Source organism: Sedimenticola sp. (assembly GCF_050289425.1).
Taxonomy (GTDB): Bacteria; Pseudomonadota; Gammaproteobacteria; order Chromatiales; family Chromatiaceae; genus Sedimenticola.
The window spans coordinates 1-2,733 of the sequence record NZ_JBNKFS010000051.1; the positions used below are offsets into that span (position 1 = coordinate 1).

At 61.6% G+C, this 2,733-nt stretch carries 3 protein-coding genes; all 3 read right to left on the reverse strand.

All coding sequences use genetic code 11. The annotated features are described in order from the left end of the window. Positions 1 to 125 precede the first annotated feature (125 nt). The 3 genes from ACQY5R_RS18145 to ACQY5R_RS18155 are packed head-to-tail and all read right to left on the reverse strand — an operon-like array spanning position 126 to position 2,577. The gene (locus ACQY5R_RS18145; RefSeq protein ID WP_428610698.1) at positions 126 to 1,037 is read right to left on the reverse strand and encodes a TrbI/VirB10 family protein; all 912 of its coding nucleotides are present in this window, start codon (positions 1,035 to 1,037) and stop codon (positions 126 to 128) included. Between the two features lie 2 nt (positions 1,038 to 1,039). Continuing rightward, positions 1,040 to 2,041: a P-type conjugative transfer protein TrbG gene (trbG, locus tag ACQY5R_RS18150; RefSeq protein ID WP_428610699.1), complete on the reverse strand. Its 1,002-nt coding sequence runs from the start codon at positions 2,039 to 2,041 to the stop codon at positions 1,040 to 1,042. Further along, complete coding sequence (locus ACQY5R_RS18155) at positions 2,038 to 2,577, reverse strand: type IV secretion system protein (RefSeq protein ID WP_428610700.1); 540 nt, start codon at positions 2,575 to 2,577, stop codon at positions 2,038 to 2,040. The genes trbG and ACQY5R_RS18155 overlap by 4 nt, the downstream gene beginning before the upstream one ends. Positions 2,578 to 2,733: the final 156 nt, after the last annotated feature.

The following is a 2,733-nucleotide window of genomic DNA, read 5'->3' on the forward strand; positions in this document are numbered from 1 at the left end:
TGATCAAAATCAATCGCAAGACAGTGGTGGTTCTCACCAAAGACCAGAGGCAGTGGAAGATGCCGCCAGGGATGCTGACGGTTATTAAGGATGTAAACTGACTGCAACGGATGCGCCCGTGTCAACTACGTTACAGAATGAACGGTAACGCTTATCTGGCTGTTGTAACGGCCGAGGATGCGGGAGCCCTGGGGAATCAGCACATGCCGGCCGGTGGCGGTGTCGTAGACCGGTTCCGTCACCGTGGCGATCACATCCCCGGGCAGGTCGGAGTTGATGCCGGTAACCAGGGCACCGGCGATTACCGTCCCGGCCATCACCTGGTAGGGGGAGACCGGCTTTTGCAGATCCCCGGTTTTGCGGATTTCCGTAAAAGCTGATTTGCTCAGAAACGCCTCCTTCTGGTCCTGGCGGTTTTGGAGGGCGATAGGGTCGGTCTCCCCGGGAGGCGATCCCTGCAACAACGCCAGGGAATCGAGTGCGTCCACGCCCTGCCCCATTAAGGAGACTTCTACCCCGTCCGCCACAGACGTTGCCGCAACGGGACGTGGCCGAATAGATCCAAAGAACACGGATGAACCTGCCGCTTCTTCCGCCTCTTTGAGGCGCGCCAGCTGGTCGCCATCAACCGCATCCTGCCCGGAGGAATAACCGATGGCCTGCCGCTCCGCCTTCAGGATCGGTGCGCCCAGATCGCCGGGCAACGGCTTGCCCAGCCGAGGGACATCTGGTGGCAAATCCGGTGTGGGCGGCAGTTGCGAATAGTCCGCCGGCAACCGGGTCAATTCCTCGGAGCGGGCAACACGATCGACGTTGTAGAGTTCATCCGCCCCATTCGTTCCACCCCGCTCGGGTGTCCGCAAGGACCAGAACATCGCCCCCAGTACGGCGGTGGCCACGCCACCGGCGAGCACCGCCAGCATCCGCCGGTTCAGGCGCGTTACCGGCCGCGGCTGGGCGCGCAACGCCACCTGTTCCGGGGCCATCTTTGACGGGCTTTCCGACTGGGGTGGGTCCAGAGTATCGTTCTGCTCCATGCTCACTGCCTCCATACCCCGCCGGTCCGCTCGATACGCACCACCTCGCCGTCTTCACCGCCCAACCTCAGTTCGGCGGCGCCGAACAACCGGTCCACGATGTAGTACGGCGAACGGAAACGGTAGTTCACCAGTTGGCCATCGCCCTGGGGGCCGATCACAAACAACGGCGGCAACTCCCCCTGGGCGATCCCGGCGGGAAACTGGATATAGACCTTGTTGCCATCATCAAACGCCCTTAACGGTTGCCACGACGGCCGGTCACCGCTCATGGCATACCGGAAGCGCAACCGCTCCAGTGACAGGCCCTGATCAATCGGCGCGGCCACCTCGGCGGCACGGGACTGTTTTCGCAACGCCAGCATCCGGTCCCGGGGATAGTCCCAGGAGACCGACGCCATCCAGGTCTTCTCGGTGGAGATCAGCTCCATCAAATAGGTCCGGCGATTGGTGGTGATCACCAGGTTGGTTCGGATATCCTCGCGGATGGGTTTGACCAGTACATTGACCCGCTGATCGGCACCGGCACCACTTGACGTATCCCCCACGATCCAGCGCACGGTATCGCCCGCCGCCACTGTCACCAGTTTCTCGCCGGGTTGCAGGGCGATTACGGTCACCCGCGCCGGGCTGGCATAAACCTGGTACAGCGCGCCCTCGGCAAAGGGCCAGACCTGGACCGCATTGATATAGCCTTCTTTGGTCGGCGCCACTCTCGCCTCGTCAGTCGCCTCGGTGACTTGCGCCTCAGGATCGTTGGTCTCTTGTTCCTTCATCTCCTCTGGATTATCTTCCACAGGCAACGGCATCAACTGCCCCGGTAACGGCAGCGGCTTTGGCACTTCCACCACGGCCACCGGTTTGGCCGGTTCCGGCAACAGGGTCGCTTCCACCGGCTCGTCCAGTGTGATCCGCGGCGGTTTTTGAGGTGTTGCGCAGCCCGCCAGCATGAACGGCAGAAGCAACAGCAAAAAACTGACTTCTCTGTTCGATCGGTTTTTCATGGTAATTCTCCTTCTTTCGTGTCCAGTTCCCGGCTCCAAGACAGACCGTTGACAAAGAAAGTGAGGATCACCACCAGCCAGGCCAGGAACAGCACCGCGATGGGCGCGATATTGACGAACACCTCGGGAAAGTCAGCCATCTCGCTGATCTGCTCCAGGATCGGCGCGCCGGCATCCACGCCCACCTTGGCCAGCCGCCCCGGTTGCAGGAACTGAGCCTCGCTGGCACCCGAGCCCGACGCCAACAGCCCTAGCCCGGCAAAGGAACGGAACACAATACTGGCCAGCGCGTTGAAGTTGCCGATGATGTAGGCAAAAGCCCCCACATAAAGCACCTTGCGGATCAAGCGGGCCAGCACGTCATCGCCCTGCCCGCTGGCATGGCTCAGCGCCCAAAACAACCCCGCCAGGGTCATATCGATCACCACCAGGGTGGCGGTCAGAAACGCCACCTCGCCACCCAGCAGGCCAAAGCCCGAGTCGATATAGGTGGCGAAAACGTTGAGGAAGCGGTCAATCACCGCCACGTCATTCATAACCACCCTCCTCCATCGGCATCAGCGTCCCTATAATTTTTAGTTACCGTAGAAGGACACAGGCAGCGGCGTATAGGCCGTGCCCTGCCCCAGAAAGCGCCGGGTCACTTCCCGGCCACGCTCGGTGGCTGCCGCCTGCCGGGCCAGTTCCAGTGA